Source organism: Bradyrhizobium sp. LeoB3 (assembly GCF_055456055.1).
In genome coordinates this window covers 26,849-51,920 of record NZ_JBVBEF010000022.1, presented here as the reverse complement: position 1 = coordinate 51,920, position 25,072 = coordinate 26,849, and the positions used below count along the sequence as shown (strand labels likewise).

At 63.8% G+C, this 25,072-nt stretch carries 25 protein-coding genes; 8 read left to right on the top strand and 17 right to left on the bottom strand.

Translation table 11 applies throughout. The features are described 5' to 3' along the window. Nucleotides 1–81: 81 nt before the first annotated feature. Nucleotides 82–1,332 (top strand): allantoate amidohydrolase, encoded by a 1,251-nt coding sequence (locus ACZXDY_RS17190; protein WP_464346314.1) that lies wholly within the window; start codon nucleotides 82–84, stop codon nucleotides 1,330–1,332. Nucleotides 1,333–1,362: 30 nt separating this feature from the next. After that, the gene (locus tag ACZXDY_RS17185) at nucleotides 1,363–2,274 is read left to right on the top strand and encodes an NAD(P)-dependent oxidoreductase (RefSeq protein ID WP_464346313.1); all 912 of its coding nucleotides are present in this window, start codon (nucleotides 1,363–1,365) and stop codon (nucleotides 2,272–2,274) included. A 134-nt stretch (nucleotides 2,275–2,408) separates the two neighbouring features. On the opposite strand, the gene ACZXDY_RS17180 is transcribed toward ACZXDY_RS17185, so the two are convergent. Continuing rightward, complete coding sequence (locus ACZXDY_RS17180; protein ID WP_464346312.1) at nucleotides 2,409–3,488, bottom strand: tartrate dehydrogenase; 1,080 nt, start codon at nucleotides 3,486–3,488, stop codon at nucleotides 2,409–2,411. 175 nt (nucleotides 3,489–3,663) lie between these two features. On the opposite strand from ACZXDY_RS17180, the gene ACZXDY_RS17175 reads away from it, so the two are divergent. Beyond that, on the top strand, nucleotides 3,664–4,437 hold the full coding sequence (locus ACZXDY_RS17175) for an SDR family oxidoreductase (protein ID WP_464346311.1): 774 nt from the start codon (nucleotides 3,664–3,666) through the stop codon (nucleotides 4,435–4,437). A gap of 117 nt (nucleotides 4,438–4,554) precedes the next feature. Here the strand turns inward: ACZXDY_RS17175 and ACZXDY_RS17170 are convergent, their stop codons facing one another. Continuing rightward, nucleotides 4,555–5,400 (bottom strand): alpha/beta hydrolase, encoded by an 846-nt coding sequence (locus ACZXDY_RS17170; protein WP_464346310.1) that lies wholly within the window; start codon nucleotides 5,398–5,400, stop codon nucleotides 4,555–4,557. Between the two features lie 104 nt (nucleotides 5,401–5,504). Between ACZXDY_RS17170 and ACZXDY_RS17165 the strand changes: the two genes are divergently transcribed. The 4 genes from ACZXDY_RS17165 (at nucleotide 5,505) to ACZXDY_RS17150 (ending at nucleotide 10,581) form a co-directional block, all read left to right on the top strand. Continuing rightward, nucleotides 5,505–6,932 (top strand): amidase, encoded by a 1,428-nt coding sequence (locus tag ACZXDY_RS17165; protein ID WP_464346309.1) that lies wholly within the window; start codon nucleotides 5,505–5,507, stop codon nucleotides 6,930–6,932. 252 nt (nucleotides 6,933–7,184) lie between these two features. Continuing rightward, on the top strand, nucleotides 7,185–8,507 hold the full coding sequence (locus tag ACZXDY_RS17160; protein ID WP_028164972.1) for an MFS transporter: 1,323 nt from the start codon (nucleotides 7,185–7,187) through the stop codon (nucleotides 8,505–8,507). Between the two features lie 6 nt (nucleotides 8,508–8,513). Beyond that, entirely contained in the window at nucleotides 8,514–9,179 is a 666-nt protein-coding gene (locus ACZXDY_RS17155; protein WP_028164973.1) for a sulfite oxidase-like oxidoreductase, read from the top strand. Between the two features lie 175 nt (nucleotides 9,180–9,354). Beyond that, nucleotides 9,355–10,581 carry a bifunctional alpha/beta hydrolase/OsmC family protein gene (locus ACZXDY_RS17150; RefSeq protein WP_464346308.1) on the top strand — a complete coding sequence of 409 codons (1,227 nt, stop codon included), beginning with the start codon at nucleotides 9,355–9,357 and terminating at the stop codon, nucleotides 10,579–10,581. Nucleotides 10,582–10,711: 130 nt separating this feature from the next. Here ACZXDY_RS17150 and ACZXDY_RS17145 read toward each other — a convergent pair whose 3' ends face one another. From ACZXDY_RS17145 to ACZXDY_RS17075, 15 genes are all read right to left on the bottom strand, one after another. Further along, a complete protein-coding gene (locus ACZXDY_RS17145) occupies nucleotides 10,712–11,716 on the bottom strand; it encodes a quinone oxidoreductase family protein (RefSeq protein ID WP_464346307.1) in 1,005 nt (334 codons plus the stop codon). A gap of 172 nt (nucleotides 11,717–11,888) precedes the next feature. Continuing rightward, a complete protein-coding gene (gene paaK / locus ACZXDY_RS17140; protein ID WP_464346306.1) occupies nucleotides 11,889–13,220 on the bottom strand; it encodes a phenylacetate--CoA ligase PaaK in 1,332 nt (443 codons plus the stop codon). A 20-nt stretch (nucleotides 13,221–13,240) separates the two neighbouring features. Continuing rightward, nucleotides 13,241–13,705 carry a hydroxyphenylacetyl-CoA thioesterase PaaI gene (paaI, locus tag ACZXDY_RS17135; protein ID WP_028164977.1) on the bottom strand — a complete coding sequence of 155 codons (465 nt, stop codon included), beginning with the start codon at nucleotides 13,703–13,705 and terminating at the stop codon, nucleotides 13,241–13,243. Nucleotides 13,706–13,795: 90 nt separating this feature from the next. Next, a complete protein-coding gene (gene paaE / locus ACZXDY_RS17130) occupies nucleotides 13,796–14,875 on the bottom strand; it encodes a 1,2-phenylacetyl-CoA epoxidase subunit PaaE (RefSeq protein ID WP_464346305.1) in 1,080 nt (359 codons plus the stop codon). Nucleotides 14,876–14,982: 107 nt separating this feature from the next. After that, on the bottom strand, nucleotides 14,983–15,486 hold the full coding sequence (gene paaD / locus ACZXDY_RS17125) for a 1,2-phenylacetyl-CoA epoxidase subunit PaaD (RefSeq protein WP_464346304.1): 504 nt from the start codon (nucleotides 15,484–15,486) through the stop codon (nucleotides 14,983–14,985). After that, nucleotides 15,480–16,256, bottom strand: a complete 777-nt coding sequence (gene paaC / locus ACZXDY_RS17120; RefSeq protein ID WP_464346303.1) for a 1,2-phenylacetyl-CoA epoxidase subunit PaaC — start codon at nucleotides 16,254–16,256, stop codon at nucleotides 15,480–15,482. The genes paaD and paaC overlap by 7 nt, the downstream gene beginning before the upstream one ends. Nucleotides 16,257–16,392: 136 nt before the next feature. Beyond that, a complete protein-coding gene (gene paaB / locus ACZXDY_RS17115) occupies nucleotides 16,393–16,680 on the bottom strand; it encodes a 1,2-phenylacetyl-CoA epoxidase subunit PaaB (RefSeq protein WP_027581720.1) in 288 nt (95 codons plus the stop codon). A gap of 10 nt (nucleotides 16,681–16,690) precedes the next feature. Then, a complete protein-coding gene (gene paaA, locus ACZXDY_RS17110; RefSeq protein ID WP_464346302.1) occupies nucleotides 16,691–17,683 on the bottom strand; it encodes a 1,2-phenylacetyl-CoA epoxidase subunit PaaA in 993 nt (330 codons plus the stop codon). Nucleotides 17,684–17,757: 74 nt separating this feature from the next. Further along, entirely contained in the window at nucleotides 17,758–18,627 is an 870-nt protein-coding gene (gene paaX / locus ACZXDY_RS17105) for a phenylacetic acid degradation operon negative regulatory protein PaaX (RefSeq protein ID WP_028164982.1), read from the bottom strand. 188 nt (nucleotides 18,628–18,815) lie between these two features. Beyond that, the gene (locus tag ACZXDY_RS17100) at nucleotides 18,816–19,541 is read right to left on the bottom strand and encodes an esterase/lipase family protein (RefSeq protein WP_210384848.1); all 726 of its coding nucleotides are present in this window, start codon (nucleotides 19,539–19,541) and stop codon (nucleotides 18,816–18,818) included. Between the two features lie 186 nt (nucleotides 19,542–19,727). Then, nucleotides 19,728–21,014 carry a DUF445 domain-containing protein gene (locus ACZXDY_RS17095; RefSeq protein ID WP_464346301.1) on the bottom strand — a complete coding sequence of 429 codons (1,287 nt, stop codon included), beginning with the start codon at nucleotides 21,012–21,014 and terminating at the stop codon, nucleotides 19,728–19,730. A gap of 208 nt (nucleotides 21,015–21,222) precedes the next feature. Continuing rightward, nucleotides 21,223–21,699, bottom strand: coding sequence for a phasin (locus ACZXDY_RS17090; RefSeq protein WP_208819848.1), 477 nt, complete (start codon nucleotides 21,697–21,699; stop codon nucleotides 21,223–21,225). A 178-nt stretch (nucleotides 21,700–21,877) separates the two neighbouring features. Beyond that, a complete protein-coding gene (locus tag ACZXDY_RS17085; protein WP_464346300.1) occupies nucleotides 21,878–22,477 on the bottom strand; it encodes an N-acetyltransferase family protein in 600 nt (199 codons plus the stop codon). After that, nucleotides 22,474–23,556, bottom strand: a complete 1,083-nt coding sequence (locus ACZXDY_RS17080; protein WP_456641311.1) for an alpha/beta fold hydrolase — start codon at nucleotides 23,554–23,556, stop codon at nucleotides 22,474–22,476. The genes ACZXDY_RS17085 and ACZXDY_RS17080 overlap by 4 nt, the downstream gene beginning before the upstream one ends. An 11-nt stretch (nucleotides 23,557–23,567) precedes the next feature. Then, entirely contained in the window at nucleotides 23,568–23,951 is a 384-nt protein-coding gene (locus ACZXDY_RS17075; protein WP_464346299.1) for a hypothetical protein, read from the bottom strand. 206 nt (nucleotides 23,952–24,157) lie between these two features. Here ACZXDY_RS17075 and ACZXDY_RS17070 point away from each other — a divergent pair, with 206 nt between their 5' ends. Beyond that, complete coding sequence (locus tag ACZXDY_RS17070) at nucleotides 24,158–25,048, top strand: alpha/beta fold hydrolase (RefSeq protein WP_464346336.1); 891 nt, start codon at nucleotides 24,158–24,160, stop codon at nucleotides 25,046–25,048. The last annotated feature ends 24 nt before the right edge of the window (nucleotides 25,049–25,072 follow it).

The window sequence follows — 25,072 nt, the reverse complement described above, 5'->3', positions numbered from 1 at the left end:
AGGGCGAACTTGGAATCTCGAGATTCCGAGTCTGGTCCTTCGGACCATCCCGGAATGACAGAAAACGAATGGAACGAACGCATGAGCCGAGCCGCATCCAACCTGCAGATCGATTCCGCCCGCCTCTGGGGCACGATTCATGAAACTGCGAAATTCGGCGCGACGCCGAAAGGCGGTGTGCGGCGGCTGACATTGAGCGCCGAGGACAAGCAGGTGCGCGACTGGTTCCGCAAGGCCTGCGAGGACGCAGGGCTTGAAGTCCATGTCGACGCGCTCGGCTCGATGTTCGGCCTGCGCAAGGGCCGCGACATGTCGAAACCGCCGATCGGGCTCGGCTCGCATCTCGACACCCAGCCGACCGGCGGCAAATATGACGGCGTGCTCGGCACGCTCGCCGCGCTCGAAGTCGTGTGCACGCTCAATGATGCCGGCATCGAGACCGAGATGCCGATCTGCATCTGCAACTGGACCAATGAAGAAGGCTCGCGCTTTGCGCCGGCGATGATGGCCTCCGCCGCCTACGTCGGCGATTTCACCACCGACGACATCCTGTCGCGCAGGGATGCCGAAGGCGTCACGGTCGGCGAGGCGCTTGACAGCATCGGCTATCGCGGCACGACGGCGGTCGGCACGCAAAAATTCTCCGGCTTCGTCGAATTGCATATCGAGCAGGGCCCGATCCTGGAAGCCGAGAACAAGACCATCGGCGTGGTCGATTCCGGCCAGGGCGTCTTATGGTACGACGGCAAGATCACGGGCTTCGAGAGCCATGCCGGCTCGACACCGATGCCGCTGCGGCGCGATGCGCTGGCGACCTTGTCGGAGATCGTGCTGGCGATGGAGAGCATCGCGAAAAAGCACGGGCCGAACGCGGTCGGCACAATCGGCGAGGCCGTGATCGCGAAGCCCTCGCGCAACGTCATTCCCGGCGAGGTCGCCTTCACCGTCGATTGCCGCAGCGCCGACGCCGCCATCATGGACGCGCTGGACAAGGATTTGCGAGCTGCGATTGCCGAGATCGCCGCCCGGCGCAAGGTTGAGGTCACGCTCGACCTGGTCTGGCGCAAGCCGCCGACTCATTTCGATCCCAAGCTGGTCGATGCCGTCGAGAACGCCGCCAAGCAACTCGGCTATTCGCACCGGCGCATCACCTCGGGCGCCGGCCACGACGCCTGCAACCTCAACACGGTGATCCCCGCGGCAATGGTGTTCGTACCCTGCAAGGACGGCATCAGCCACAACGAGCTCGAGGACGCAACGCAGACCGATTGCGCCGCCGGCGCCAACGTACTGATGCATACGGTGCTGGCACTCGCCGGCGTCGCGTCCTGACCGGTCCACCAAGCAAGATGGAGATGTGCCGTGCGCGGGGTTTTTGTCGACGCCAATGAATCGCTTGCCGTGATCTTCGAGCGCCTGGAGAAACCCGGCGATCCCAAGGTGCGCATCCACCGCAATCCCGACGTCACGTCCGACCAGCTGCCAAAAGTGCTCGACGGCGCCGAGATCGCCATCATCGACCACACGGCGCTGCCGACCGACATCGCAAAGCAGTGCGGCGGGCTGAAGCACGTCGTGTTCCTCGGCACCGGCGCGCGCAGCTACATGAATCCGGAGGAGCTCGCCGAGCTCGGCATCTCCGTGCATCTGATCAAGGGCTATGGCGACACCGCCGTGGCGGAGTCCGCGATCGCGCTGATGTGGGCCTCCGCCCGCGTGCTGGCGCAGATGGACCGCGAGATGCGCGCCGGAAAGTGGCTGCGCGAAGACGGCATGCAGCTCACCGGCAAGACGCTCGGCCTGATCGGATTCGGCGGGATCGCGGCTGAAGTCGCGCGCATCGCGGTGGGCTCGGGAATGCGCGTGATCGCCTGGAACCGCTCGCCGAAGAGTCATCCGGGCGTCGACTTCGTCGATCTCGACACGCTGCTGGCGCAGAGCCATGTCGTCTCGCTGCATCTTCTGCTCAACGACGACACAAGAGGCTTCATCACCCGGGAGCGCATCGCCGCGATGAAGCCGGGCGTCATCTTCGTCAACACCGCCCGGGCCGCCATCGTCGACGAAGCCGCGATGATTGATGCGCTGAGGTCCGGGCACATCCGCCACGCCGGGCTCGACGTCTTCACCGTCGAGCCGCTGCCTGCCGATCATCCGCTGACGAAACTGCCGAACGTCACGCTGTCAGCGCATTCCGCCTTCCGCACGCCGGAAGCCAGCGAGAACCTGCTGCATGCCGCCTGGGAGCATTGCCGGCGTATTGTAAAGGGCTAGACCCCGCCGTCGTCCCGGCGAAAGCCGGGACCCATACCGCGTTGTGCTCTCGGCTTACGCGCGGTGGCAGAGGCGCATCATAACCACGGCCTGTGGTTATGGATCCCCGCTTTCGCGGGGATGACAGCGAGCGCCTAATCCACCATCTCCGCGACCGCCTTGCCGCAAGCCTCGGTGTCGGCGTTGCCGCCGAGGTCGCGGGTGCGGAGCGTGCGTTCGGCGAGCGTGCGTTCGATCGCGCCGACCACCGCATCCGCGGCCTGCTTCTCACCGAGATGCTCCAGCATCATCGCGCCTGACCAGATCATGCCGATCGGATTGGCGATCCCCTGCCCTGCGATGTCGGGCGCCGAGCCGTGCACCGGTTCGAACACCGACGGGAAATCGCCTTCCGGATTGATGTTGCCCGACGGGGCAATGCCGATGGTGCCGGTGCAGGCCGGGCCGAGATCGGAGAGGATATCCCCGAACAGGTTGGAGCCGACCACGACGTCGAACCAGTCCGGATGCAGCACGAAGTTCGCGGTCAGGATGTCGATGTGGTACTTGTCCCACTTCACCGACGGATAGTTCTTGGCCATCGCCTCCACGCGCTCGTCCCAATAGGGCATGGTGATCGAGATGCCGTTCGACTTCGTCGCGGAGGTCAGATGCTTCTTCGGCCGCGACTGCGCGAGGTCGAAGGCGAATTTCAGGATGCGGTCGACGCCGATGCGGGTCATCACCGCCTGCTGCGTCACGAACTCACGCTCGGTGTCCGGGAACATCCGCCCGCCGACGGACGAATATTCGCCTTCGGTGTTCTCGCGCACCACCCAGAAATCGATATCGCCGGGCTTGCGGTTCGCGAGCGGCGACGGCACGCCGGGCATCAGCCGCACCGGGCGCAAATTGACATACTGGTCGAACTCACGGCGGAACTTGATTAGCGAGCCCCACAGCGAGACGTGATCCGGAATCTTGGCCGGCCAGCCGACCGCGCCGAAATAGATCGCGTCGTGCTTGCCTATCTGCTCCTTCCAGTCATCCGGCATCATCTGGCCGTGCTTCTCGTAATAGTCATAGGAGGCGAAATCGAAATGGTCGAACTGCACGGCGACGCCATGTTTCTTCGCGGCGGCCTCGAGCACACGCAGCCCCTCCGGCATCACCTCCTTGCCGATGCCGTCGCCGGGAATGACCGCGATCCGATACTGTTTCTTTGCGTTGGCCATGAAGAACACCCTTGTGATTTGCCCGGCTTGAGGCGCCGTCTATTCTCGCGCCCTGCAATGGACCAAACTTCGCCCCGGCGCAACGCTGCAGTGCAATGTTGACGGTCAAGGCGTGGTCCACCTACCAATTCCGCCGACTTTTCTCCGATCCCCTCCAGCAACAGCGAGTATTGCCATGGACCTGCATCTGCGCGGCAAGCGCGTTCTGATTACCGGCGCCTCCAAGGGCATCGGCGCGGCCGCCGCCGAAGCCTTTGCCGAGGAAGGCTGCCATCTGCTGCTGGCCGCCCGCAGCGGCGACCAGTTGAAGGCGCTGGCCGACCGACTGCGCTCGGCCCACCAGATCGATGCCGCGACGTCGGTGGTCGACCTGCGCAAGCCGGAGGATCTGGCGCGATTGTCCAAAGAGGCAGCCGACATCGACATCCTCGTCAACAATGCCGGCGATATTCCCGGCGGCTCGATCGACAAGATCGATGAGGCGACCTGGCGACACGCCTGGGAACTCAAGGTGTTCGGCTATATCAATCTCACCCGCGCGATCTACGCACAGATGAAGGCGCGTGGCGGCGGCGTGATCATCAATGACATCGGCGCCGCCGGCGAGAAATTCGATGCCAACTACGTCGCCGGCAGCGCCGGCAACGCCGCGCTGATGGCGCTGACCCGCGCGCTCGGCGGCAAGAGCCTTGCCGACAACATCCGCGTCGTCGGCATCAACCCGGGCCCCGTCGGCACCGACCGGCATGTCACGCTGCTCAAGACCCGCGCCAAACATCAGTTCGGCGACGAGAACCGCTACAAGGAATTCCAGAAGAGCCTGCCGCTCGGCCGCCCGGCCCACGCGCGCGAGATCGCCGACCTCATGGCGTTCCTGGCGTCCGACCGCGCGGGTTATACCTCAGGCGTGATCTATACGGTGGATGGCGGCATCAGCGCAGGGTGGTGATGGATTCGATCGTAGCCCGGGTGGAGCGAAGCGCAACCCGGGACACCTGCGTCTACGATTACGAGCCCCCGGGTTACGCTTCGCTCCACCCGGGCTACGGCCAATTCACAATGAAGCCTATGGAGCCTCGCACAACCGCCGGATCAGCGTCGTGATCCGGCCATTCGGCGACATCATCTCGTCCATGATTGAAAAATGGTCAGCGCCGGGAATCTCCTCATACGTCACCGGCAATCCATAATTGGCGCGGTGCCCGACAAAATCGGCGGTCTGCTTGCGCAAGAGCGGCAGTTCGCCGCTGCCGACCACCAGCGACAGCGGCTTCGGCGGCCCGCCCGCCTGCTCCATCGGAGAATTGCGGTGGGAAGCCGCCTCGTCGAGCCCGAGCTTGACGTTGAGATAGCTCATCCGGATCGGCTCGAGATCATAGATGCCAGAGATCGCGACCCCGCCCCGCACATGCGGATGCGACAGCGCCATCGCGGTCAGATGACCGCCGGCCGACCAGCCGGACACCACAAGCTCGGTTTCGGCCGCGCCCAGCGCCGGCAATTGCTTGGCGAGGAAGTCGGTGCCGGCGTGGATCTCGGCGACGATCTCGTCGAGCGTCGCCTCAGGCGCGAGCGTGTAGCCGATCAGCGCGACATTGATGCCGTGCGCCATCGGCCCTTCGGCCATTACCGTGAAGAACTCTTTCGATCGCATCTGCCAATAGCCGCCATGGATGAACAGCAGCGTCGGCGCGCGCTCGCCCGCTTTGAGGAAATCGATGCGGTTGCGCTCGCGCGGGCCGTAGCGGAGATCGATGTGGCTGGGATAGCGCCTACGCAGATCGGCGGAACGCTGGCCCCAGCCTTCAACGATGTCACCGCTGCCTAAAACTGCGGCACCGTTGTTAAGGCCGCGGTCTCGCTCCTCCTGGCTCATGTCGCGCCAATCGAGCGCAGAGAAGGGTGTCGTCATCAGCAGATCTCCGGTTCCAGCTATTCCCCCAGCACGTTTCCACTTTTCCGGAAATTGGTCTAGAGCACTATTCCCTCCGCTATTACGAACTGCAATCAATGGAGATGCGAGTGACGGATCAAGGCCTGGTGCGGGAGAGCGCCTGCACAGTCGTCGACAAATTGCGATCTGGCGAGGTCACCCCGCTCGACCTGCTCGATGTCCTGGAAAAACGGATCACCGAAGTCGACGACAAGGTCAACGCGCTCCCGATCCTGTGCTTCGACCGTGCCCGACAGCACGCCAAGGCGCTGATGCAGAAGCCGGCCGCCGAGCGCGGTCTGCTTGCCGGCCTGCCGGTGCCGATCAAGGATCTCACGAATGTCGCCGATGTGCGCACCACGCAGGGATCGCCGATCTTCAAGGATATCGTCGCCACCCGGTCCGATATCGTCGTGACGAATCTGGAAGCGAACGGCGGTGTGGTCTACGCCAAGTCGAACACGCCGGAATTCGGGGCCGGCGCCAACACCTTCAATGAAGTGTTCGGGGCGACGTTGAACCCCTGGGATACGTCGCGCTCGGCAGCCGGCTCTTCCGGCGGAGCGGCGGTCGCGCTGGCGACCGGAATGGCATGGCTTGCCCACGGCACCGATATGGGTGGATCGCTGCGCAATCCAGCCAGCTTCTGCGGCATCGTCGGAATGCGGCCCAGCATCGGCCGCGTCGCCCACACGCCGAGCGCCATGATCGATCGCAACCTGACCGTTCACGGCCCGATGGCGCGCAACGTCGAGGATCTCGCGCTGCTGCTCGACGCGATGAGCGGCGAGTATGCCGCCGACCCGCTGTCGCTGCCGGCGCCGACGGCGTCGTTCCTGTCAGCGACGCGCTCCGGCAAGAGGCCGAAACGCATCGCCTATTCGCCCGACCTCGGCATCACCCCGGTTGATCCCGAAGTAAAGGCGATCACGCGCAGAGCGGCGGAACGCTTTGCCGAAGCAGGCGCCATCGTCGAGGAAGCGTATCCCGACCTCAGCGAAGCTCATGAATGCTTCCACGTGCTGCGCGCGTTCGACTTCGCTGTAACCAAGGCGGCGCTGCTTCGCACCAAGCGCGACATGCTCAAGCCGGAGGTGATCTGGAACATCGAGGAAGGCCTGAAGTTGACGGTCGAGCAACTCGAGCGCGCAGAGGCCCAGCGCGTCGCCATGACGGCACGCACCCTCGAATTCTTCGGTAGCTACGACCTGTTGCTGACGCCTGCGACCATCGTCGCGCCGTTCCCGATCGAGAACCGCTATGTCGCTGAATGCGACGGCAAGAAGTTCGAGAATTACGTGCAGTGGCTCGGCATCGTCTATGCGATCACACTTGCGTGTTGTCCGGCGCTGTCCCTGCCCTGCGGCTTCACCGCCTCCGGCCTGCCGGTCGGATTGCAGATGGTGGCACCGCCACGCGGCGAAGCTCAGCTATTGGCCGGCGCGAAAGTGCTGGAGGATATTTTGGGCGTGCACTGCACCACTCCGATCGATCCAAGGACGGCGAGATAAGGATCTCTCCCCTCATGGTGAGGAGGCGCGCAGCGCCGTCTCGAACCATGAGGCCCCGATCTCACCCGAGGCCCATCCTTCGAGACGCCTGCTCCGCAGGCTCCTCAGGATGAGGGCTATCGAGAGGAGAAAGACATGCCCATCGGCAATTGCACTGGCGACATTTGACGTGCTACCGGGGCCGCAACCAGTTCCCGACCTCGTGAAGTGTGTCGGGCGGGATGATCAAATTGCCGTGCGTGGAGTTCCAATATGACAGATCAGGCCGCCAGGATCGCCGACGAGCCCCTCGACATTCAGGACGTCGAACGACGGATCAAGGCGATCTTCATTGGCTCGGTCGGCAATCTCGTCGAGTGGTACGACTTCTACGCCTACACGGCGTTTGCGCTGTATTTCGCGCCAGCGTTCTTTCCTGGCAACGATCCGGTGGTGCAGCAGCTCAATGCGGCCGTGATATTCGCCGCGACCTTCCTGATGCGGCCGCTCGGCGGCTGGCTGTTCGGCTTCATCGCCGACCGTTACGGACGGCGGCTGTCGCTCACGATCTCCGTGGTCTGCATGTGTTTCGGCTCGCTGATCATCGCGGTGACGCCGACCTACGCCACGATCGGCTTTGCCGCGCCCGTGATCCTTGCGCTGGCGCGCGTGATCGAGGGTCTCAGCCTCGGTGGCGAATATGGCGCGAGCGCCACCTATCTCAGCGAAGTCGCCGACGCCAAGAATCGCGGTTTCTATTCGAGCTTCCAATACGTCACCTTGATCGGCGGCCAGCTCACCGCGATCATCGTGCTGCTTCTGCTGCAGAAGGTGTTCTTGACGCCGGAACAGCTCAAGGACTGGGGCTGGCGGATTCCCTTCGCGATCGGTGCGGCGCTTGCCGTGATCGCAGCGGTGATGCGGCGCAGCCTGCAGGAGACCGACGCCTTCGAGGAAGCAAAGAAGGTCAGCAAGCCGACCGGCTCGATCACGAAGCTTCTGAACTATCCGCGCGAACTGCTGCTGGTGGTCGGGCTGACCGCGGGCGGCACCGCGGCGTTCTACACCTTCACCACCTACATGCAGACCTTCGTCAAATTGTCGGTCGGCCTCACCGAGGACCAGACCACTTTCGTGATCTTCGGCTCGCTGATCTTTGCGACCATTCTGCAACCGCTCTACGGCGCGCTGTCTGATCGCATCGGCCGCAAGCCGCTCCTGATCTTCTTCGGTGTCGCCGGCACGCTCGCGACCGTTCCGATCCTGACCACGCTGAAAGATACCAAATCGCCCTTCATCGCGTTCCTCTTGATCTGCGGCGCCTGGATCTTCACCGCCGGCTACACGTCGATCAACGCTGTGGTGAAGGCCGAACTGTTTCCGACCAATGTCCGCGCGCTCGGCGTCGGCCTGCCCTATGCGATCACGGTGTCTCTGTTCGGCGGCACAGCGCCCGCGATCGCGCTCTATTTCAAGAGCCTTGGGCACGAACAATGGTTCTACTATTACCTCAGCGGCATGATCTTCCTCTCGCTCCTGATCTATGCAACCATGCGCGACACCAAGCATGAATCAGCGATGCATCGCCACGAGTGACGACAAATGGCTGACGACCAGGAGCCGCCGCCGGAAAGCAAGCTGACGCGCAGCAAGGAGCGCTGGGCGCGCGAAGGCCGCTTCCTCACCGGCAGGATCACGCGTCCCGACGAGCAACGCCTGCCGCCGGGCCAGCATCTCACCCGCGACTGGCCGACGCTCGATCTCGGATTGACGCCCGAGATTCCCCGCGAGCGCTGGCGGCTCGACGTCTATGGCGCGGTGGAACATCCGGTGTTCTGGGATTGGGCGCAGTTCACCGCGCAGCCGCAATCGCAATTCGTCTCCGACATCCATTGCGTCACCACCTGGTCGCGCTACGACAATCAATGGCAGGGTCTTGCGACCCGCGATCTCTTGGCCGCCTGCCAGCCACATGAGGATGCGCGCTTCGTGGTGCTGCATTCCTATGACGGCTACACCACCAATCTGGCGATTGAGGATTTTGCCGCCGAGGACGCGCTGCTTGCGCATGGCTGGTCAGGCAAACCGCTGACCGAGGAGCATGGCGGCCCCGTGCGGCTCGTGGTGCCGCATCTCTATTTCTGGAAGAGCGCCAAATGGCTGCAGGCGATCGAATTCGTGACGCAGGACAAGCCCGGCTATTGGGAAGTCCGCGGCTATCACAATCGCGGCGATCCCTGGAAGGAAGAACGTTATTCGGGTGATTGACTGTTGTCGGTGACGTTCTTCACCTCTCCCGTAGGGAGAGGTCGAATTTAGAGCGTAGCGAGAAATTCGGGTGAGGGGTTACGCTCTATCGAGGGACCTGAACCCCTCACCCGGCGCTGCACGCCGATCTCTCCCTATGGGAGAGGTGAAGGGAAAACCGTGATGGAGGGTAGCCGTGCCGACTGAACGCTTCCAGTTCGCAAGCTCGGAAGGACACCAGCTCGCCGCCGCGTTGGACACGCCTGACGGCGAGATTCACGCCTATGCGCTGTTTGCGCATTGCTTCACCTGCGGCAAGGACGTGCTGGCCGCCAAGCGCATCGCGGTCGCGCTTGCCGCCAAAGGCATCGCGGTGCTGCGCTTCGATTTCACGGGGCTCGGCTCCAGCGAAGGCGATTTCGCCAATTCGACGTTCTCCTCCAACGTCGCCGATCTCGTCCGCGCCGCCGATCACCTGCGCGAAACCCGCAAAGCGCCCGATCTCCTGATCGGCCACAGCCTCGGCGGTGCCGCGATCCTCGCCGCGGCCGCGCAGATACCAGAAGCGAAGGCCATCGTCACCATCGCCGCGCCGTCCGATCCCGCCCACGTCACCCACTTGCTCAAGGACCAGGTCGAGAACATCCGCGAGCAAGGCGAAGTCGAGGTCTCGCTCGCCGGCCGGCCGTTCCGCATCAAGCGCGAATTCCTCGATGATATCGCCGAGCAGAATCTGCTGGCGCAGGTCGCAAAGCTGCACAAGGCGCTGTTGATCATGCATGCGCCGACCGACGACACTGTCGGCATCGAGAACGCCACCAAGCTGTTCATCGCGGCAAAGCACCCCAAGAGCTTCGTCTCGCTCGCCGACGCCGATCATCTCCTCGCAGACAAGCGAGACACCAGCTATGCCGCCGACGTTATCGCGGCCTGGTCGGAGCGCTATGTCGGGCCGGCGGTGCTCGGCCCTCCGGTAGATCTCACCGAGGCGCCGCGCCATGTCGTGGTGCGCGAGACGCGCGACAGCAAGTTCCAGCAGATCGTCACCGTCGGCCCGCACCGATTGCTGGCGGACGAACCGGCCGCCGTCGGCGGCAAGGACTCAGGGCCCGGCCCTTACGATCTCGTGCTCGCGGGACTTGGCGCCTGCACCTCGATGACGATGCGCATGTACGCCGACCGCAAGGCGCTGCCGCTCGATCGCGTCACGGTAACGCTGACGCACAGTAAGATCTACGCCAAGGATTGCGCGGAGTGCGAGACGCGCGAAGGCATGCTCGACCAGATCGACCGTGTCATCAAGATCGATGGCTCCTCGCTCGACGACGACCAGCGCAAGCGGCTGATGGAGATCGCCGACAAGTGCCCGGTGCACCGCACGCTGACGTCAGAGGTGCGGATCGTGACGAAGGCCGCGGATTGAGAAAGTCTTGCACCCGCTAGCCGCCGGACATCGGCGTCATTGCGAGCGAAGCGAAGCAATCCATCTCGCCACTTGCTGAGGCATGGATTGCTTCGTCGCTTCCGCTCCTCGCAATGACGGCGTCAATCCATCACGGCCGCAGGATCACGCGGTCACGCGAGGAGCCGGCCACGGCAAGGAACGCTTGCTTCGCCTGCTCCAGCGGATAGATCGCGCTCGCCTTGATCGGAAACGGCCTCAGGTGCCCGCTCGCAAATCCCGGACCGAGTTCGCGCAGGACTGCGCCGGTCGCAATCGACGACAGGCCCAGCGTATCAATGCCGACATAGGTGTGCTGGCCACGATAGAATTCGAGGATGTTGAACTGCACGATGCGGTCGACAGCCGCGATCAGGATCTGCCGCCCACGCAGCGCCAGAGACTTGTGCGCGGCCTGAAAATAGGGATCGCCAACCGTGTTGAAGACGACGTCGGCGCCCTTGCCGCCGGTGAGTTCGCGCACGCGCGCCGCCACATCGGTGATTGAGGCATCGATCATCTCGACCTTCGCGTTGCTGTACCCTTCGTAGGGCTCGCTCCTGCGGGCCACCCCGATGACACTCGCACCTTGCCAGGTCGCGATCTGCACCGCTGCCTGCCCGACCTTGCCATTGACGCCCATCACCAGCACGGTCTCGCCTGGCTTCGGCAGCCCGGCGCGGCGAAAGCCTTCGATCGCGGTCACAAAGGGCACGCCGATGCCAGCGGCCTCCTCCCATGAAATGCCCTTAGGTTTTTCCACCACTGCGTCTGCCTCGACCACGAGATGCGTCGCATGCGTGCCATCGCGGCGGATGCCGAGATCGCCGGACGAGCCGAACACCTCGCGCCCGATCCACCCCTCGGGCCCGTCGATGACGACGCCGGCATAGTCGCGGCCCGACGTGCGCGGAAACACCGCGTAAGGCATCAGCCCGGTCGCGGCCTTCACATCGGATGGATTGACGGCGGCAGCCTTGATCTCGATCAGCACCTCGTTCGCCCCGCGCGCCAGCGCGTGCGTTTCCACGGTCAGCGCAAGTGAGGCGGGATTGTCGGCCTTCGCCGACAGGCGAACGCAGCTGGCTTTGACGGTTTGGTTGCTTGGTGTCGGCATGGAGGTGTTAATCCGTTACGGGCGGTGCCAGCCCCGTCATTGCGAGCGGAGCGAAGCAATCCATGTCTCCACAAGGGGCAAGATGGATTACTTCGCTCCGCTCGCAATGACAGGAGGAAAGAGCGGCGCACTCCAACCTGCCCCTCGCTCGGAGCGGCCGCTATGCAGAGAGTTACCCCCTCGGTCGCTTGTCGTAAACCCGTTTGGCCTTGCCGAGCGAACGCTCCAGGGTTTCGGGGGCGACGGCTTGAACGCGCGCGGTGATGCCGATCGTATTCTTGATGAAAATCGAGACCTTCTCGGCATGCACGGCAAGGCCGCTGCCGTCCCAGCTTTCGGGGCGGGCTTCGGCGAGCACCGTCATCTCGTCCATGCGGCCTTCGCGCGAGAGTTCGATGATGAAATGGCCGCCGCACCAGTCGGTCGCGAGCAGCGCCTCCTCGATCTGGGTCGGAAACACGTTGACGCCACGCAGGATGATCATGTCGTCGGAGCGGCCGGTCACCTTCTCCATCCGCCGCATGCCCGGCCGCGCGGTGCCCGGCAGCAAGCGCGTGAGGTCGCGGGTGCGGTAGCGGATCACGGGAAAGGCTTCCTTGGTCAGCGAGGTGAAGACCAGTTCGCCCCTCTCGCCGTCGGGCAGCACTTGTCCGGTCTCCGGATCGATCACTTCAGGATAGAAATGATCTTCCCAGATGTGCAGCCCGTCCTTGCTCTCCACGCATTCCTGCGCAACGCCGGGGCCGATCACCTCCGACAGGCCATAGATATCGGTCGCGTCCATGTCGAAGGCGTGCTCGATCTCGGCGCGCATCGCATTGGTCCAGGGTTCGGCGCCGAAGATGCCGAACTTCAGCGATGATTGTCGCGGCTCGAGCCGCTGCCGCCTGAACTCGTCCAGGATCGCCAGCATATAGCTCGGCGTCACCGTGATGATGTCGGGCCGGAAGTCGTTGATGAGCTGTACCTGACGTTCGGTCATGCCGCCGGAGACCGGCACCACGGTGCAGCCGAGCTGCTCGGCGCCGTAGTGCACGCCGAGGCCACCGGTGAACAGGCCATAGCCGTAGGCATTGTGGATGATCATGCCGCGGCGGCCGCCGGCGGCGCGGATCGAGCGCGCCATCACGTCCGACCAGATGTCGATATCGGCCTGCGTGTAGCCGACCACAATCGGCTTGCCTGTCGTGCCGGAGGAGGCATGGACGCGCACCAGCCTTTCGCGCGGCACCGCGAACATGCCGAACGGATAATTGTCGCGCAGGTCGGCCTTGGCCGTGAACGGGAATTTCGCGAGGTCGGAAAGCTCCCTGAAATCGGACGGATGCACGCCGGCCGCATCGAAGACGCGCTTGTAATGCGCAACGTTGTCATAGGCGTGCTGCAGCGACCATGCCAGCCGCTTGGTCTGCAGTGCCATGATCGCATCGCGCGAGGCGCCCTCAGTTTCGTCCATCTCAGCGCTGTAACCACTTCCCGTCGACTTGAGCTTTGGCACGGCCATGGCGCGTTTCCTTCGATCGTCTATTTTTGCTTGGTCTCGTTGTCCGCTGTCGGCAGCCATGAGCCGCCGATCACGCGAGAATGGCCGCGAAACTCGGCGATCACATCATCGCCTGCCGTGACGCGGACGTCATAGATTCCGGACCGTCCGTTGCGCGAGATCTCGCGTGCGGTGGCGATCAGGCGGTCGCCGAGCTTGCCGGGCCGGATGAAGGTGATGCTGCCTTGCGCGGCGACGACGCGTTCATTGTGGCTGTTGCAGGCAAAGGCGAACGCGGAATCGGCCAGCGTGAAGATGAAGCCGCCATGGGCGATGCGTTGGCCGTTGACCATGTGCGGCGCGATCGTCATCGCAAGCGTCGCCTGCCCCGGCTTGATCTCGACGATCTCCATGCCGAGGCCCTTGCTGGCGTCGTCCTCCTTCCACATCGCCTCCGCGCAGGCGCGGGCGAGGTCCTCAGGCGAAAGCGTGGCCTTGACGTTCACGTTCAACTCCCTGTCGCCGGGCCCGTTACATGGGCCTCTTGGCATGATTTGTGAGACGCGCTGCCCTGCCTGTCAACGCGACTTGAAGCTCTATACGTGGTCGTAATCGACCACGACCTTGTCCGAGCACGGCCGCGCCTGGCAGGTCAGGATGAACCCGGCCTGCAATTCCCACGGCTCCAGCGAATAGTTCAGCTCCATCTCCGCCTTGCCTTCGACCAGTTTGGCGCGGCAGGTCGAGCACATGCCGCCCTTGCAGGCGAAGGGCAGATCGATGCCCGCACGCAGCGCCGCGTCGAGGATGGCTTCGCCGTCCGCAACCGGCACCTCGCGCCGTTTGCCGTCGATGATCAGCGAGGCCAGCGCCTTCGGCGGTGCGCCCGGCTCCACGATCTTTTTCGGCCGCGGTTTGCCGCCGAACTCGGAGACGAAGCGCTCGACGTGGATCTTGTCATCGCCGAGGCCAAGGTCGCGGCAGGTCGCCTCGATCTCCTCGCTCATCCCGATCGGGCCGCAGATGAAGACGTGATCGACACTTGCCGCCGGCACCAGCGAGCGCAACAGCACCCTCACCTTCTCGCCGTCGAGCCGGCCGTGCAGGATCGGAATGTCCTGCTCCTCGCCCGAGATGACGTGGAACAGCGAGAACCGCTGCAGGAAGCGATCCTTCAATTCCTCCAGCTCTTCGAGGAACAGCATGCCTGAGGTCGAGCGGTTGCCGTAGAACAGGAAGAAGCGGCTTTGCGGCTCGCGCGCCAGCACGCCCTTGACGATCGACAGGATCGGCGTGATGCCGCTTCCCGCGGCAAAGCCGACGTAAATCCGGGCCTCCTCCGGCGCTGGCGCGACGCCGAAGCGGCCGGTCGGCGTCAACACATCGAGTTCGTCGCCGGCTTTAAGGTCTTCCGCCGCCCAGTTCGAGAACGCGCCGCCATCGACCTTCTTCACGGCAATGCGCAATTCGCCATCATCAGGGCCGGAACAGATCGAATAGGATCGGCGTACTTCCTCGCCGTCCAGCATGGTGCGCAGGGTCAGATATTGACCAGGCGCAAAGCTGTAATCGCTTGCGAGTTCCTTTGGAATCGCAAACGTCATCGATATCGCGTCCGCGGTCTCGCGGCGCAGGTCGTTAACGGCAAGGCGATGGAAACGTGGTGAGAGCGACATAGTCACCTCTTCCCGTCATTGCGAGGAGCGAAGCGACGAAGCAATCCATAGCGCCGCGAGTTGAGGCATGGATTGCTTCGCTGCGCTCGCAATGACGGCATCATGGATCAATGACACTTGAAATAATCGAATGGTTCGCGGCAGCTCCTGCAGCGCCACAGCGCCTTGCAGGAGGTCGAGCCGAATTCGGACAGCAATTCGGTGTCTTCGGACCCGCATTGCGGACACGCCACCCGTTGCCGGCCGAACAGCGCACGGCGTGAGCTGCCGGGCAGCGGCGGTGCGATGCCGTACTCCTTCAGCTTGCGGCGGCCATCCTCGCTCATCCAGTCGGTGGTCCAGGCCGGCGATAGCACAGTGCGGATCTTCGGGCCGCGAATGCCTTCGCGCTCGAGCGCCAGCTCGATCTCCAGCGCAATCACGTTCATGGCGGGGCAGCCGGAATAGGTCGGCGTGATCGCGACCTCGACCTGCCCGTCCTGAACCGCGACATCGCGCAGCACGCCGAGATCGGCGATGGTCAGCACGGGAATCTCGGGATCGACCACCTGTGCAGCCGCCTCCCAGGCGCGCCGGCGCAGATCGGCATTGCTGATGGCAGCGCTCACCATGTCGCCCCCGGAAAGGTTCGCTGCAGCGACTGCAATTCGCTGAGGAGATGGCCGAGATGCTCACTGTGCCGGCCGCTGCGGCCGCCCTGCTGCATCCAGTTGCTCGCCGGCAAGCGAAGCGTCGCCTCGTCCACCACAGCGGTTATCGTCTTCAGCCATTGCGGATGCAGCAGCGCCGGGTCGACTGCGATACCGGCATCGATCAGGCCGCGCTCAGAGTCGTCGACGGCGAACATCTCGCCGGTGAAGGACCACAGATCCTCAATCGCCGTCTGTGCGCGGCGATGGCTTTCCTCGGTGCCGTCGCCGAGCCGGATGATCCATTCCGACGAATGCCTGAGATGATAGGCGCTCTCCTTCTCGGATTTCGCCCCGATCGCCGCGAGCGTCGCATCCTTCGACTGCATCATCGCACGCCAATAGAGATCGGCGAAGGCGGCATGGAAGAACTGCCGCACCATGGTGCGCCCGAAATCGCCGTTCGGCTGCTCGACCAGGAGGAGATTGCGGTACTGCCTGACGTCGCGCAGATAAGCGAACTTGTCCTCGTCGTTGTCCTTGCCCTCGACCTTGGCGGCGTAGCTGTAAAGCTCGCGCGCCTGTCCGAGGAGATCGAGCCCCATATTGGCGAGCGCCATGTCCTCTTCGAGCGTTGGCGCGTGTCCGCACCATTCCGACAGACGGTGGCCCAGGATCAGCGCGTCGTCGGCGCGCCGCAATGTGTAGAGCACGAGCGGCATTTCGGAGATTTCAACATTTGCGACGGCCATGTCGATCTACCTGCATCCACTTGCGCCAACCTCATCCTGGGGAGCGCGTAGCGCGTCTCGAAGGATGGGCCGCGGGCACCATCGGGGCCTCATGGTTCGAGACGCGCTTCGCGCTCCTCACCATGAGGGGAGAGAGTCACATATGTCCGACTTCCTCGGGCACGTCGTAAAACGTCGGGTGCCGGTAAATCTTCGACTCCGCCGGTTCGAACATCATGCCCTTCTCGGCCGGGTCGGAGGCGGTGATCGCGCTCGACGGCACCACCCAGATCGAAAGGCCCTCGCCGCGGCGGGTGTAGATGTCGCGCGCGGCCTGCAGCGCCAGCGTAGCGTCGGCGGCATGCAGCGAGCCGACATGCTTGTGCGCAAGCCCGTTGCGACTGCGGATGAAGACTTCCCAGAGCGGACTATTCGGCGTGGCCATCTCGGCCTCCCTATTCGGCTGCCTGCGCGAACTGCCGGCGCTTGCGCTTCTCGGCGTAAGCGGCCGCCGCCTCGCGTACCCAGGCGCCCTCGTCATGCGCCTTACGACGCGCAGCGAGACGATCGCGGTTGCATGGACCGTTGCCCGCGAGCACCTGCTTGAATTCGTCCCAATCGATCGGGCCAGGCACCCAGTGGCCAGCTTCATCCTGCTTCATCTCGGAATCGGGAATGGTGAGGCCGAGGAACTGCGCCTGCGGCACGGTTGCATCGACGAATTTCTGCCGCAGCTCGTCGTTGGAGAAGCGCTTGATCTTCCATTTGGTCGAGGTGTCGCTGTGCTGGCTCACTTTGTCGGGCGGACCGAACATCATCAGCACCGGCCACCACCAGCGGTTCAGCGCATCCTGCGCCAATGCCTTCTGCTCATCGGTGCCGCGGCACAACGTCAGCATGATCTCGAAACCCTGGCGCTGATGGAACGACTCTTCCTTGCAGACGCGGATCATCGCTCGCGCATAAGGACCGTAGGAGCAGCGGCACAGCGGGATCTGGTTCATGATGGCGGCGCCATCGACCAGCCAGCCGATGGTGCCGATGTCGGCCCATGTCAGTGTGGGATAGTTGAAGATCGAGGAATACTTGGCCTTGCCCGTCAGCATCGCGTCGACGAGCTCTTCGCGCGAGGTGCCGAGCGTCTCGGCCGCGGCATAGAGGTAGAGCCCGTGGCCGCATTCGTCCTGTACCTTGGCGAGCAGCGCGGCCTTGCGGCGCAGCGTCGGCGCGCGCGTGATCCAGTTGCCCTCGGGCAGCATGCCGACGATTTCGGAATGAGCGTGCTGGGAAATCTGCCGCGTCAGCGTCTTGCGATAGGCCGCGGGCATCCAGTCGTTCGGCTCGATGCGCTCGTCGGCATCGATGCGCGCCTGAAACGCGGCGGCGCGCGCGGCGTCCTCGACATTGCGGTCATCTGCGTCAGACGTATTCAGCGCCTGCGTGTACATGCCCGACCTCCCGAATTTTATTGTCTTTGATCTATATCAAAATTCTAATTCTTGCAAGCATTCTTGTAATATATTTACGCATCCTCAAACCGCCGTGAAAGTTCCACGCCGGGCTTCGGCAGCGGCCCGTCCTCAGTGGTCGCATGCCGGTCAAGCCATTGTTCGGATAAGGCCAGCACGCCGCGATAGATTTCGCCGCAGAGCTTTCGCGCTGCACTCCCCGGCCAGTCCTTCGGCAACAGCGCCATCGGCAGCAGCGGATCGCGCAGCACCACGCGGCGGTAGTAATGGATCAGGAGGATGCGGGCCGTGAACGCGTCGGCGTCGGTGAGTTCCTCTCCGCGCGCGAGCCAGCCGCGCAACGGCTCGAACGTCCTGATGAATTTCTGATAGGCATCCGCGGTGCGATCGAGCGGCCAGCTCTCGCTGAGCAGCCGCCGCCCGTTTTCATCTTCGGCCGAAACGTCCAGACGGATGGCGCTAGCGGCCTCTTCAGGGATCGGCACGCCCGACGGCGCGACCCACACGCCCGGCAGCGGACTGCCGAAGCCGGCGTTCTTCAGCGCCTCGCGCGCGGCATCGCGATCCTCGCCATTGCCGATCAGCAGCAGTTCGAAACGCCCGGTCCAGTCCGACTGCGGCGGATCGTAGATGTGCCTGGTCGCGGTGTCGAAGGTTTGCCGGCCCCTCTCATTCAGTCGGTAGAAGCTGTTGCGGCCGACCTTGTTGCGCTCGAGCCAGCCGTCGGCGGCGAGCCGCGACATCGCGGTGCGCACCACGCCGCCGTCGGTGTCGAGGAAGGCGAAGAAATCCAGCAGCGTGCCGAGCCACACGCAGCCGCCGCGCGGGACGATAGCGTCGCCGAACACGGTGATGACGATGGAGCCGGTGCGCGAGGGCTCGCGCTTCAACTGGTCGATGATGCGGTCAAGCGGCTGCGGCATGCGTCCACGCATACCGCGTTTCGCGTTGGGGCGACAATGTTGCTTGTGGTAGGCAGCCGGGCTGCATCCTTCGAGACGCGGCCAAGAGGCCGCTCCTCAGGATGAGGTCTGGCAGGGGGCGCGCGCTGTTAGACCCTCATGGTGGGGCGGCCTCTTGGCCGCGTCTCGAACCATGAGGCCCCGACGCACTACCGGTCCGGATCCGGATAAACCATGGCGCGCCAGCCGCCACGATCGAACGGCGCCCACTCCCCTTCGCGCTGCGCCAGCCGGTCGGCGACCGCGTAGACGGCGGCGGGATGGTGGCCCATGCCGCAATGGCTGCTTTCGACCTCGATGCTTTCCGACATCGCCGAGGCCTGCTCGCGGCAGCCTTGCCAGGCGCAGATGCCATCGGTGCGGCTGAAGATCGCCGTGGTCGGCACCGGAGGCGCGCTGGCCAGCGATCCACCGAAGCGCGGGTCCTCTTCCTCGGCGCGGCGGCCGCTCGCGATCTCATAGACCTGCCAGGCGTTGGTCGATTTTGGTCCGGCCGCAAAGGGGCTACCGAGCGTGATCACCTGGCGCACGCGCTCAGGCATCATCTTGGCGAGTTGGCGAGCATAGAGGCCGCCGAGGCTCCAGCCGACGAGCGAGACCTTGCGGCCATGGCTGTCGTTCATCTCCTGCACGAGATCGACCATCGCCTGCTGCACCCCCGCGCGCAGGCCGAGATTGCGGCCCTGGCGCCAACCGCTGACCGCGTAGCCCTTGCTGCTCAGGAACTCGCGCAGCGGCCGCGTCGAGAGATCCGATGCGACGAGGCCGGGCAGCACCAGCACCGGATGACCATCGCCGCGCGGCGCGAGGCTCAACAGCGGCAAAGCGCCGAGGAAGGCGCCGAGTTCGTGGATGGCGCGCCCCTCCAACAGCATCAACGTCCTGGACGGCGGGCGAAGCGTCTCTGCGGCAAGGGGCACGGCATCTCCTTCCCGCCGGCCTTCGCATTGCGGCAGCCGGCCAACGGATCAATAGGCAATTAAAGCTAGGGAAACGGCTTTCTACTTTCAAGCTAACCAGATCACACAGATCACAACAAAAACGCTCGCGTACCCGATCGGTCACACCAGCCGCAGCAAATATTCGATGGTGTACAAGATCAATCCGGCAAGGCCGCCGATCAGCGAGCCATTGAAGCGAATATATTGCAGGTCCCTGCCGACGTTGATCTCGAGCAGCGAGATCAATTGCTGCATGTCCCAGGCCTTCATCTGATCGGCGATGAAGGTCGAAACGCCGCTCTTCTGGTCGGCGACCACTGTCCGCAGGATCGCGACCAACCCCTCGTTGATCTCGGCGCGCAGCTCAGTGTCGCCGGCCAGCGCTTCACCCGCCTCCACGAACATCCTGGCCAGATACTGCTGCAGGACCTGCGTCTCTCCAGAGGCGCTGCGTTCGATGAAGTCCTTCAGGTTCGACCAGATGTTGCGCGCGAGGCCTTCAAGTTCCGGCCGCGCCAGCAGATCGCGCTTCAATCGGTTGATGCGATCGGCAAAGGCACGATCGCTGCCGAGCCGCTCGACGAACGACAGCAGCATGCGGTCGAACTCGCCGCGGAACGGATGCTTCGGATCGTCACGGACTTCCTCGAAGAATTTCGTCGCGGAGGCGATGATCCGGTTCACGACGAATTTGTCGGCGCGATAGAGCCTCAGGAGCGTCGGCATTTCCGCGCGGACCTTGTCGCGGATGACAGCCATGGTCTCCTTCGTCGTCAGCGTCTGGTGCATGACGCGCAGGATGTCGTCGAGCAGGCCCTCGTGCTTTCCCTCCTGCACGAAGCCGCGCAGCGTGCCGGCGGCAAGCGGCGCCAGATCGATCGCCAGCAGTTGCGCGGTGACGCGGCGGCTGACGAACTTCATCAATCCCGAATTCTCCGTCGCCGAGAACGCCTCCGGCAACAGACGCAGCAGAAAGCGAGCGAGATCGGTCGAGCGCTTGCGGTCGCGCAGCCAGTCGGCGATGAAAGCGCCGAAATCGATCTCGCGCAGCTTGGCCTCCACCGGCCCTGCTTCGAGGAAATTCTTCTCGATGAATTCGCCGAGCTTCTCGGCGATGCGGCCCTGATTGCTCTGGATGATCGCGGTGTGCGGGATCGGCAATCCCAAGGGACGCTTGAACAAGGCGACCACCGCATACCAGTCGGCGAGCCCGCCGATCGTCGCCGCTTCCGCAAAGGCTGCGATGAAGCCGAACACGGGATGCACCGGCAACAGCGCTTTCGCGACGAGGAACAGCACGAACGTCGCAACTAATACCCCGGTCGCCAGCCACTTCACGCGCCGCAACTCCGCCGCGCGGATCGCGTCGGCGGGAGTGGCGATGGTGAAGGTGGCGGGAAGGGTCATGGAGGTTCAACCACGGTTGGTTGGCTGCGATCATATCGCGCCACACCCACTGCCGTCATGGCCGGGCTTGTCCCGGCCATCCACGTCTTGGTGCATGCGGCAAGAAGGCGCGTGGATGCCCGGGACAAGCCCGGGCATGACGAAGCAAAAAAAGAAGGCCCGCAATCGGCGGGCCTCGGAAAACCGTTACTTGGCAGGCCTGACGCGATCAGGCCGTCTTGTTGTAGACCTTGGCGAAATTGTCCTGCGCGGACTTCGCACCTTCGGTGACGAGCTTGCCGACATATTCGGTCGCAGACTTGGCCCGCGAGACGAACACTTCGCCGCGCGCACGCACCAGGTCCGACTGGATCTGCACCGCTTCGTTCAGCGACTTGGCGGAAGCCAGCTTGTCGATACCGTTGAAGAACGCTTCCGCGTCCTGATAGATCGCCTCCTGGATATTGCGGCTGATCTTGGCGGCCTCGGAAACCGAACCGGCAACGGCGGATTCGATCACGGCGGTCACCTTTTCCGAGCCGGCGTGCAAGTCTGCGGCACGAACCTTGGCGGTCTCGGCCTGCTTCTTCACGAACTCACGGGCGGCTTCCGGCACTTCCAGGTTCTGCAGCTTGGTAAAAGCTTCGGTCACAGGCGCAAAGGCCTGCTTGACGCTATCAAAAACGGAATTGGTCTCGGTGGTCATAGGGTCTCTCCATCCTCGGTTAGAGCTATGGGCTCACCCCGTCCAAATCTGGCCCAGGGCGTCATCCTTATGCCATGGTTAATGGTGCATCGCAATATATATGTTGCGATGCAGTATCACAAATCTGTGAATAGCCGCAATATCGGGCGAATTGCCCGTCAGGCAGGCTGCAGCCTGGTCAAACCTGAGGCTGGACCGCCCCCGGCAGGCCGTAGGCCTCCATCTGAGCCCGGACCTGCGCCACATTGTGCCCGAGCACCACGATGTCGTGGGTCGCGCCGGCGACATCCCGGACATGGTCGCGCAGCAGCGCCTCGGCCCGGAAGCCGAGGCCCTCGAACAGGGCAATCGCGCTGCGCTGGTCGACCGTCATCTGCACCGACAGCTTCTCGAGGCCAGCGCTGAGCGCAATGGCAAACGTCTCCTGCGCCAGCGCCCGCCCCACCCCCTGCCCGCGGACGTCCAAGGACACCACCATCCGGATCTCGCCGACATGGGGCGACCAGGAGTGACGGTCGCGCACCAGCGTGCCGCAACCGATCACGACGCCATCCCTCAGCGCCAGCAGGCTCATGATGTCGCCGCGGTCGATCTCGTTGAGCCACGCCGCTAGCACCTTCGGCTCGCTGATGTTGCGCGGCAGGAACAGCAGATCATGCGTCGGCAGCTTTTGCGCGAAAGCTAGCACCGCGGCTTCGTCGGCGCGCGACATCAGACGGAATTCGATCTCGCCGGCCTCGGTCTTGACGCGCCGTGGATAGGGACGTGTCTCACTCATGTCGATCGCTGCCCCAGCCAGGAATCCAGTTTCGGCCACAGCCGCTTGATCGCATTGGCGCCGGCTACCAGGCTGACATGGCCACCTTTGAGGACCACCTCCTCCTTGTCGGTCGAGCCGACTTTCGCGATCAAGTGTCGCGCCGCCTCATAGGGCACGATGTGATCGTGCTCGGCGACAGCGTGCAGAATCGGCACCTTGACGTTCGCAAGCTTCGCCGGACGCCCGCCGACCGACATGGCGTCGTTATAGAGCTTGTTGTCCCACATCAGGTCCTTGGTGATGGTCCGGAAATAGTCGCCGGCGAGCGGCAGCGTGTCGGTCGCCCAGCGGTCGAACATCCGGTACGACTTCACGAACTCATCGTTCCAGATGTTGTCCCAGAGCTGCACCTGGCTTGCCGCGCGCGAAGCCGGCCGCAGCATCTCGAACGATGACAGGATCAGTTCGGGCGGCATGTTGCCGACGCTATCGATCAGGCGGTCGACGTCGAAATAGCGCCGGTCGGCGAAATTCGAGAACAGCGTCATCTCGCGGAAGTCGATCGGCGTGGTGAAGCAGATCAAATTCTTCATCGGCCCGTCGTGGAAAATCGAGCCATAGAGCAGCGACAGCACGCCGCCGAAGCAATAGCCGATGACGGAGACATCGGTCTCGCCGCAATCCTGCTGCACCCGGCGAACACAGTCCGGAATGAAGTCGAGGACGTAATCCTCCATCCTGAGATTCTTCTCTTCCGGTTTCGGCGCGGTCCAGTCGAGCATGTAGACGTCGTAGCCGCGCCTGAGCAGGAATTCGATGAAACTCTGGCCGGGCACCATGTCGAGGATATAGCCGCGATTGGTGGTGGCCATCACGATCAGGACCGGCACGCGATAGATTTCATCCGCCAGCGGTCGATAGTGGTAGAGCTGCATGGTTCCACGGCTGGCCAGCACATCCTTTGGCGTGGAGCCGAGCGCGGGGCCAGAGGTCGAGAAATATTCGACACCCTTGATGCTGCGCTGGATCGCCCGCTGCACCTCGGATTGAATGCGCTCCGCGATCGACGCGGCATCGATCCCCAAGGACGCGTTCATCGAGGGCGCGTTCATTTTTGCGCTTTCTCCGCAGGCGGGCGTTTGGTGCGCGGCGGCCGCAGCTTGCCGGCTGTCGCACTTTCCACATTGCCCGCGCTGCGGTTCATCTCGCTCAGCAGTGCCTTGATCTCCTCGAGCTGGCTTTCGATCGATTGCAGGCGCTCGGCCATGCCGACGAGCTGCGCCCGGCTCGGCAGGTTCATGCCCACCAGATACTTCTCCATGAGCTCCGCGAACTGCTTCTGCGCGCCGGCCGCGACGCCGCCGGCCTGGTTCATCATCCGGCTGAATTCCGGCGTTCCCATTGCCTTGTTGGCGAAGGAATTGAATCCCTTTTCCAGCTCGCCGATCATCGTCTGCCAGACGACAGCAGGATCGTTGCCCTTGTCGGCCATTGGCGCTCTCCCACGTGCTTGCGAGCGCTTGCCACGCTTCTCTTTGCGCTCCATACGACACCGTTGCAGGCAGTCGGTCAACCCAAGCTGACATTGAACGCCGCGTCAGAAAGCTTCTGCGTTGCGGCAAAGCGTGGCATACAGTCGTCCATCAAGAACCCAGCCGAGGAGGCCCCGTGACCACCCTCGTCCACCGGCCGCCGCAGATGATCCGCGCCAACGGCATCGACATCTGCTACGAGATCTTCGGCGACGAGAGCGCCGAACCGATGCTGCTGATCATGGGACTCGGCGCCCAGATGATCCATTGGGACGACGAGTTCTGCGAACAGCTTGCCGCGCGCGGCTTTCGCGTGATCCGCTTCGACAACCGGGACATCGGCCAGTCCGGCAAGCTCACAGGCGGCAAGCGGCTGACGGCGTTCGAAATGCTGAGACTGCGTCTGTTCGGGATCCCCGTCGCCGCACCCTACAGACTGATCGATATGGCCAAGGACACGGTCGGCCTGATGGACGGGCTCGGGCTGAAGTCTGCGCATCTGGTCGGCGCCTCCATGGGCGGCATGATCGCGCAGGAAGTCGCGATCTCGTTTCCGCAAGTCGTGCGCTCGCTCACCTCGATCATGTCGACGACAGGCAATCCGAAGATCCCGCCGCCGACCCGCGAGGCCGGGGCCATACTTATGGCGCCGCCGCCAAGGACGAAGGACGAATATATCGAGCGCTTCGCCAAGACCTGGAAGGTCCTGCGCGTCGGCTCCTTCCCGGAGGATGAGGCGCTCGATCGTTCGCGGGCGCTGCGCACCTATGAACGCGGCCTCAATCCCGCCGGCGTCGGCCGCCAGCTCCGCGCCATCCTCGCCTCCGGCAGCCGCAAGCAACGCCTCGGCGCGGTGAAGGCGCCGACACTCGTCATCCACGGCACCGTCGATCCGCTGGTGCACCCGGCCGGCGGCAAGGACACCGCGGCCTCGATCCCGGGCGCGAAACTCCTGATGATCGAGGGCATGGGCCACGCATTGCCGATCCCGATGTGGCCAGAGATCATCGACGCCATCGCTGAGCACGCGCATGGAGCTGCGGCGAAGGCGGCGTGACGGAATCGTAGGATGGGTAGAGCG

What these genes read in the sequence shown, in the direction of transcription:
- ACZXDY_RS17085 (WP_464346300.1), bottom strand. Translation starts at nt 22,477, where the DNA reads ATGAGTGAGACACGTCCCTATCCACGGCGCGTCAAGACCGAGGCCGGC.
- ACZXDY_RS17070 (WP_464346336.1), top strand. Translation starts at nt 24,158, where the DNA reads ATGATCCGCGCCAACGGCATCGACATCTGCTACGAGATCTTCGGCGAC.
- ACZXDY_RS17180 (WP_464346312.1), bottom strand. Translation starts at nt 3,488, where the DNA reads ATGGCCAACGCAAAGAAACAGTATCGGATCGCGGTCATTCCCGGCGAC.
- paaB (WP_027581720.1), bottom strand. Translation starts at nt 16,680, where the DNA reads ATGGCCACGCCGAATAGTCCGCTCTGGGAAGTCTTCATCCGCAGTCGC.
- paaK (WP_464346306.1), bottom strand. Translation starts at nt 13,220, where the DNA reads ATGGCCGTGCCAAAGCTCAAGTCGACGGGAAGTGGTTACAGCGCTGAG.
- paaX (WP_028164982.1), bottom strand. Translation starts at nt 18,627, where the DNA reads ATGCCGCAGCCGCTTGACCGCATCATCGACCAGTTGAAGCGCGAGCCC.
- ACZXDY_RS17145 (WP_464346307.1), bottom strand. Translation starts at nt 11,716, where the DNA reads ATGCCGACACCAAGCAACCAAACCGTCAAAGCCAGCTGCGTTCGCCTG.
- ACZXDY_RS17080 (WP_456641311.1), bottom strand. Translation starts at nt 23,556, where the DNA reads ATGAACGCGTCCTTGGGGATCGATGCCGCGTCGATCGCGGAGCGCATT.
- ACZXDY_RS17075 (WP_464346299.1), bottom strand. Translation starts at nt 23,951, where the DNA reads ATGGCCGACAAGGGCAACGATCCTGCTGTCGTCTGGCAGACGATGATC.
- ACZXDY_RS17090 (WP_208819848.1), bottom strand. Translation starts at nt 21,699, where the DNA reads ATGACCACCGAGACCAATTCCGTTTTTGATAGCGTCAAGCAGGCCTTT.
- ACZXDY_RS17175 (WP_464346311.1), top strand. Translation starts at nt 3,664, where the DNA reads ATGGACCTGCATCTGCGCGGCAAGCGCGTTCTGATTACCGGCGCCTCC.
- ACZXDY_RS17170 (WP_464346310.1), bottom strand. Translation starts at nt 5,400, where the DNA reads ATGACGACACCCTTCTCTGCGCTCGATTGGCGCGACATGAGCCAGGAG.
- ACZXDY_RS17095 (WP_464346301.1), bottom strand. Translation starts at nt 21,014, where the DNA reads ATGACCCTTCCCGCCACCTTCACCATCGCCACTCCCGCCGACGCGATC.
- paaC (WP_464346303.1), bottom strand. Translation starts at nt 16,256, where the DNA reads ATGGCCGTCGCAAATGTTGAAATCTCCGAAATGCCGCTCGTGCTCTAC.
- paaA (WP_464346302.1), bottom strand. Translation starts at nt 17,683, where the DNA reads ATGTACACGCAGGCGCTGAATACGTCTGACGCAGATGACCGCAATGTC.
- ACZXDY_RS17155 (WP_028164973.1), top strand. Translation starts at nt 8,514, where the DNA reads ATGGCTGACGACCAGGAGCCGCCGCCGGAAAGCAAGCTGACGCGCAGC.
- ACZXDY_RS17190 (WP_464346314.1), top strand. Translation starts at nt 82, where the DNA reads ATGAGCCGAGCCGCATCCAACCTGCAGATCGATTCCGCCCGCCTCTGG.
- ACZXDY_RS17100 (WP_210384848.1), bottom strand. Translation starts at nt 19,541, where the DNA reads ATGCTGTTGGAGGGGCGCGCCATCCACGAACTCGGCGCCTTCCTCGGC.
- ACZXDY_RS17165 (WP_464346309.1), top strand. Translation starts at nt 5,505, where the DNA reads ATGCGAGTGACGGATCAAGGCCTGGTGCGGGAGAGCGCCTGCACAGTC.
- ACZXDY_RS17160 (WP_028164972.1), top strand. Translation starts at nt 7,185, where the DNA reads ATGACAGATCAGGCCGCCAGGATCGCCGACGAGCCCCTCGACATTCAG.
- paaD (WP_464346304.1), bottom strand. Translation starts at nt 15,486, where the DNA reads ATGGTGAGCGCTGCCATCAGCAATGCCGATCTGCGCCGGCGCGCCTGG.
- paaE (WP_464346305.1), bottom strand. Translation starts at nt 14,875, where the DNA reads ATGTCGCTCTCACCACGTTTCCATCGCCTTGCCGTTAACGACCTGCGC.